General features: G+C 43.9%; 5 protein-coding genes. All 5 read right to left on the bottom strand.

Features of this window, described 5'->3' with window-relative positions:
• Positions 1-591 (bottom strand): DUF305 domain-containing protein (locus ACTIE6_RS20220; RefSeq protein ID WP_439558357.1); only part of this gene is annotated, 591 nt, incomplete at its 3' end.
• Positions 592-690: 99 nt separating this feature from the next.
• Entirely contained in the window at positions 691-900 is a 210-nt protein-coding gene (locus tag ACTIE6_RS20225; protein WP_131962164.1) for a heavy-metal-associated domain-containing protein, read from the bottom strand.
• Positions 901-955: 55 nt separating this feature from the next.
• On the bottom strand, positions 956-3,220 hold the full coding sequence (locus ACTIE6_RS20230; RefSeq protein ID WP_131962163.1) for a heavy metal translocating P-type ATPase: 2,265 nt from the start codon (positions 3,218-3,220) through the stop codon (positions 956-958).
• Between the two features lie 325 nt (positions 3,221-3,545).
• Positions 3,546-5,612, bottom strand: a complete 2,067-nt coding sequence (locus ACTIE6_RS20235; RefSeq protein WP_439558358.1) for a copper-translocating P-type ATPase — start codon at positions 5,610-5,612, stop codon at positions 3,546-3,548.
• Positions 5,613-5,763: 151 nt separating this feature from the next.
• On the bottom strand, positions 5,764-6,808 hold a 1,045-nt coding region (locus tag ACTIE6_RS20240), incomplete at its 5' end, for a multicopper oxidase domain-containing protein (protein ID WP_439558359.1).

Raw genomic sequence — 6,808 nt, forward strand, 5'->3', positions numbered from 1 at the left:
GAACGCTGCAATTTCCTTGTTTTGTTCCTCAATAATCATCGTTGATAAGGTTTTCAGCTGAGCACTTTTACCCATTAATAATTGCATTTGAGCCATTTCCGTGGCACTTTGATGATGCCCAATCATTAATGTGGCAAAATCCTGGTCTATGCTGCCATTGATGATCTGAAGATCTGACTGTTTTTCCATACGCTCCATTCCTTCCATCATTTTCATATGGAACTCCATATTCATTGTTGTAGGCGTAGCGCTGGCAAGAAATGAGTCTAGGGTAGCAATCTCCTTTTGCTGAGCATCAATTATGGCTTGCGCCATAGCTTTCATTTCACTGTTGCTTCCAGATTTTAACTCTAATTCAGCCATCTCTATTGCACCCATATGATGCATTTTCATCATAGTAGCATAGTCAATGTCGGGATCCTGGGTTACTTTCATCGTTTCCATTTCGGCCATCATATCATGCATCACCGTCATCATCTGGTTTTGATCGTGCGCCTGAATTGTGATTTTATCATCGTCATTATCGTCAGAACATGCTGTGGCCAAAGCCATTACTACCGCAAGTCCTAACATTTTGAAGATTGTCTTCATGGGTTGTCGTTTAATAAAAGAATAATTTGCCTGATAATCAGACAAATTATCTTAAAAAACTATGCCATTAGCACAATGATGGCACCCTAAAAAAGAACCCTAATTAACCTTCTCGATGGCAAAGCCCGCCCCTTTTACTGCGGAGATGATATTGTCCTCATTTCCGTCGACAGTTACCGTTAAAATCTTTTCTGGATTATTAATATCCACTTCCCAGTTACCCGTCCCTGCGCTTTCGTTTAAGCCAGGTGTAACTTGTGCCACACATCCACCGCATTTAATATTGGTTTTAAATTTTAGAGTTTCCATTGATTTGTTTATTTAAAATTATGTGTAATTCTACGCTCAAACTTGTTTATTGATACTAAATCTTTGCTGTTTTTAACCTCAAACTATTGCTTACAACCGAAACAGAGCTCAGCGCCATTGCTGCTCCTGCAATCATTGGGTCTAGTAAAAACCCGTTAACGGGGTATAACAGCCCTGCTGCAAGAGGTATACCGATCAGGTTGTAGATAAAAGCCCAGAAAAGGTTTTGCTTTATAGTTTTGACTGTTTTAGCAGAAAGCTTTAATGCTTTGGGTACCATGTTCAAATCAGAAGTGATTAACGTCATTTTTGCTACGTCCATAGCAATCTCTGATCCTTTACCCATCGCAATGCTAACATCTGCCTGCGCCAAGGCATGACTATCATTGATCCCGTCGCCAACCATAGCTACAATTTTTCCTTCTGCTTGCAGCTGTTTTACGAATTCTGCTTTCTGCGAAGGCATCACATCTGCTTTATAGTGTTTCAAACCTACTTGCTCTGCTACCGCAGCTGCGGTTTGTTTATTGTCACCGGTGAGCATATAAACCTGGATACCCCGGTTTTTTAGCGTTTCAATGGCCTGGCGGGAAGTAAGTTTGATTTTATCGGCTATGGCAATGATTGCCATAACGTGTCGGGAGTCTGCGAAGAAAATCACTGTTTTGGCCTGCTGCTGCCATCCTTCTGCTTCAAGGGAAAGCTGATTGTTTATGCTGATATTATTCAGCTCCATCAGTTTGTGGTTGCCGATAAAGTATTGGTTTCCCTGATAAGATGAGCTTACTCCCAAACCGGTTATACTTTCAAATTTATCCAGACGCAGAGCCTTGGCATTTTCATCTTTGAGACTTGCTACCACCGCTTCTGCCAACGGGTGCTCAGATTGAGCTTCCATAGCATGCAGGATTTGCTTGTATAAACTTGGATCACCACTGTTTGCAGTCCAGGAAATGTCCGTTACAACGGGTTTACCCTCAGTAATCGTACCTGTTTTATCCAGGATAACCGCATTTACTTTATGGCCTAATTCAAGGCTTTCAGCATCTTTAATCAGGATGTTATTTTCTGCGCCTTTCCCAATACCTACCATGATTGCGGTAGGGGTGGCAAGCCCGAGTGCGCAAGGGCAAGCGATGACCAGCACCGTTACAGAAGTGAGTAGTGCGTGTGTAAAAGCGTTTTCTGATCCAACCAGCATCCAGATCAAAAATGTCAGCGCAGCGATACCGATCACGACTGGCACGAAAATACCGGCAATCTTGTCCACAAGCTTTTGAACAGGCGCTTTACTTCCCTGGGCTTCTTGCACCATCTTGATGATCTGGGCAAGGATCGTATCACCTCCTACTTTTTGGGCTTTAAATTGAAAGCTACCCTTCTGATTGATTGTCCCGGCAAAGACTTGTTCTCCCTGACTTTTTTCTATAGGCACAGGCTCCCCGCTAATCATGCTCTCATCCACAAATGATCTTCCATCTGTTACAAGGCCATCAACCGGGATTTTTTCACCAGGTCTGACTAATAAGATATCATTGACTTTTACTGCCGATATCGGTATTTCCTGCTCTATACCATTGACGATAGCCCTAACAGTTTTAGGCTGCAGGCCGATTAACTTTTTGATTGCAGATGAAGTATTGGACTTGGCTTTTTCTTCCAACAATTTTCCCAAAGAAATAAATGCAATGACCACAGCTGCCGCCTCATAGTATACGTGAGCATGCAAACCTCTGTTATGCCAGAACTCAGGATAGATGGTGTTAAATGCACTAAACACAAATGCAATCCCGGTACTTAAAGCAACGAGCGTATCCATGTTCGCTTTACCATATTTAGCCTGTTTAAAGGCATTAATAAAAAAGCTGCGTCCTAGGTAAAATACAATGGGCGCTGACAATGCCATCATGATCCAATTCCCGTAAGGCATTGTGTCCATGAAAAACATTCCAATTATGACAATTGGGAAAGAAAGGAGGGCAGCCCAGAATGTACGTTTTTTTAACTCCTTATAGTGCCTGAGCTGAGCATCTTGCTGCTCTTGCTGCGGATCCTCGGAATCAACAATCAAATCATAGCCCACAGAACGGATTAGGCTTTGCAAGTCAACGGGTTTAACCGTTTCACCGTCATACTCAGCCCAAGCTGTCTGATTTGCATAGTTCACGCCTGCGTCCTGGACTCCCTTGGCAGATTTAAGCATGCTTTCCACACTTACCGCGCATGCTGCGCAGGTCATTCCCAGAACTGGAAAGGTTTTCTTTATATATTTATTTGAAGCTTTTTTAATGCTTGATTTATCGAAAATAAGTGCCTCCATTGTCTTAATTTATTTATACAAAATTAAGCTGGAGCACATAAGATTTTATTACACAATTAGCTATGAGATGTACATAGTTTTGTGAATTCAACTTCATCAGAAGACGTTTAGTGCAGCCAACTTACTGAGAAATGCTGCTGATCTTACCTTGATCGCTTTGCTTTAGTGCGACCGGCTGTGTAGGATGACCTTGGCATTTTATTTCGATGTCTTTCCAGCCGCTCATTTAAATCAAGCCAGTCCCTGTGCAGGTAAACAGGCCGGAAAGATTCCAGCCTGTTCTTAACAAACTCATCAAATTGTTGATTTGTCATAACCATAGCATTTAATTTACCCTAAGTAGCTTTGCATTAATGGCAACCACGATCGTGGATGCACTCATCAGGACTGCTCCCATCGCAGGGCTTAACATAAAAGAGGGATATAGCACACCGGCAGCCAACGGGATTGCTATGACGTTATAACCGATTGCCCAAGCCAGGTTTTGTACCATTTTTCTGTAAGTAGCCCTGCCGAAGGTGATCATTTGTACTACATCCATCGGGTCGCTGTTTACCAGGATAATATCGGCGGTTTCAGCTGCCACATCCGTCCCTGAACCAACAGCAATGCCAACATCTGCCTGCGCGAGTGCAGGAGCATCATTAACCCCATCACCGGTCATGGCAACAATCTCACCTTTATTTTGAAACTCTTTTACCTTGTCTTGCTTTTCATGGGGCAGCACATTTGCCAGGTATCCATCCATATTCAGCTTCGCGCTGACTGCTTCCGCAATTTTCTCATTGTCCCCTGTAAGAAGAAAGGTTTTAATGTTCATCTTTTTCAGTTCAACGATAGCCTGGGCTGCATTTTCGCGGATGCTATCGGCGAAGGTGATCAAGCCAACCAGTTTGCCATCAACAAGTATGAAGTTCACCGTGTCGGTCGCCTGATCAACCTGGTCGGGAATAGTGGGCACCGGCTTGTTTTCCTGCTTGAAATAATTAGGTCCGGCTGCTACCACTTTCTTGCCATCTACGGTACCGTTCACACCAATGCCTTGCATATAATTGAAATCGGTTGATACCCAGAGCTGCAAGCCTTTTTCGTTTAGCTTGCGCATGACCCCATGAGCAATATGATGTTCGGAGTTTTGCTGAATTGCCGCCGCATACTGCAAAATCTGATCTGTTGATAACTGCTCGTCAATTGGTATGATCTGTTGTATTTCATGGGAGCCTTTGGTCAATGTGCCTGTTTTATCGAAAATGATCGTGGTAAGGTTACGGGCATTTTCAAAAGCGGTACGGTTGCGTATCAAAAGACCATGCGTTGCAGATAGGGTAGTCGAAATGGCTATAACCAATGGGATGGCAACCCCTAACGCATGCGGGCAGGATGTGACCATGACCGTAACCATTCTTTCCAAGGCAAATGCTAAACTCTGCCCACTTGTATACCAGACAATAAAAGTGACTACGCCAACGGTAATGGAAACGAGCGTTAACCACCCGGCCACTTTATCAGCCAGGTTCTGTGTATTTGATTTTGCGCCCTGAGCGGTCTTGACCATGTTGATCACCTTTTGCAGATAAGTCTCATTGCCTGCACCGGTAACATGGACTTTCAAAACACCATCGCCGTTGATTGCTCCGCCAATTACTTTATCGTCTTTCTGCTTTTGGACGGGCACGCTTTCCCCGGTGAGCATGCTTTCATTCACATAAGAATTACCTTCCAGGATCAATCCATCTGCCGGGACCTTTTCACCGGGTTTGACAAGCAATATGTCATCACGGCGAAGGTCTTTTAATGGGATGTCAGTTACCTGATGATCTTTTTCAACATGGACCATTGAAGGAAGCAGAGCAACCAGCGATTCCAAGGCCTGCGAAGCCGCCATTTGCGATTTCATTTCGAGCCAATGCCCGATCAGCATGATGTCAATCAGAGTAGCAAGCTCCCAAAAGAAATCCATCCCTTCCAGCCCAAAAACGACAGCTACGCTATACACATAGGCGGTAGTAATAGCAACTGCTACCAGGGTCATCATCCCTAATTTCTTGCTTTTCAGCTCCCTGATAAGGCCTGTCAGAAAAGGCCAGCCTCCATAAAAGTAAATGATCGTACTTAGTGCCAAAAGCACATATTGATCACCTGCAAACGTCCAGTTAAATCCGGCCCATTGCTGGATCATATGCGATAGCAAAAGGATCGGGACAGTGATGACCAGACAAATCCAAAAGCGCTTTAAAAAATCTTCGGTGTGATGCCCTGCATGTTTATCATGGTCGCTATGCTCATCAGCCTGCGCAGTGGGTCCGTGGTGCCCATGAGAAGATCCAGTCATTGACGGCATGCTTTCTGCTGGCTTTTTGGGATGATGCTCGTGGTGGTGGTGATTTTCCATTGATTTGATTTTGTCTAAAAACTGGAACTTTAAACGCACTTAGAGGCAATAACCGCAGCAACATCTTTGGTCGGCCCGTAAAACTTGGTATACTGCCAGGATTTCAACCTAATGGGAAAAATCCTGGCACATGGTAACGAAATCGCCCTTATTAGAACCTTACTAACAAGCCCCCACCCAGTTTGTACCTGGAATCATAGCCACCCGATAGGGAAATGTATTTTCCGAGCATATATTCCAGGTCCAGATGGTACTCTTTATCGGTGTTGATACGCCAGTTGAAAAACAATTTAGGCAGCAGCCATTCTTCTCCTTCCAGGGCGAAACGAACCCGGCCATTGGAATTTACACGCAGATCAGCATCGATGAAAAAAGGGAGTGTATACCGAACTCCAATTACCGGCAAGTCAAAATCCTGCTCAAAGGTTTGCTCCCCGTTGAATATATTGTAGTACCGCTGTTTTACAGCACCAAAGCCAATATAGGGGCGCAGCCAGTCTCCAATGTACCTTTCATAACTGATATTGGCCTCATATTGAGAACCATAGTTATAATTTCCTTCGAACCTGATGGCGCTGCTTCTATTAATAAAATTGGCCTTCGCTTCTGCCATATGCGATTTAGCTGCAATGCTTCCGTAAAAAAACCACATCTTATCCTCCTTCAACAAATTTTTGAGGGGATATCTGGCCAGAGAAGTATCACGGCTACTTCCCTGATATTCGACGATGCGGGCCATCCCGCTCATCATATGGTACAGTATATGGCAATGAAAAAACCAGTCCTTTTCCTCCGTTGCGTCGAACTCGATTGTAATGCTTGTCATTGGAGGCACATCCAAGGTGTGCTTTAAAGGAGAGAAATCCTCGTTTTTATTGAGTACCCTAAAATAATGGCCATGTAAATGCATAGGGTGGTTCATCATCGTAGTGTTTTCGAGCTCAAACCTGACGACTTCCCCTTTTTTAATACTGATTTTATCCGCTTGGGAGAGCACTCTGTTATTTATAGACCACACGTAACGGAACATACTACCAGTCAACTTTAAATGGACAGTTCTTACAGGTTTTGAGCTGTCAAAGGTTGATTTCTGGGTTGCACTTAATAAATCATAATTGAAGATGGTCAGTGAGTCGGTCGTACCCATCTGCATCCCATCCATGTTCATTTTGCTATGGTCCATTTTGTCCATGTCC

It is taken from the genome of Dyadobacter sp. (assembly GCF_051859145.1).
In the GTDB taxonomy this organism is placed as follows: domain Bacteria; phylum Bacteroidota; class Bacteroidia; order Cytophagales; family Spirosomataceae; genus Dyadobacter.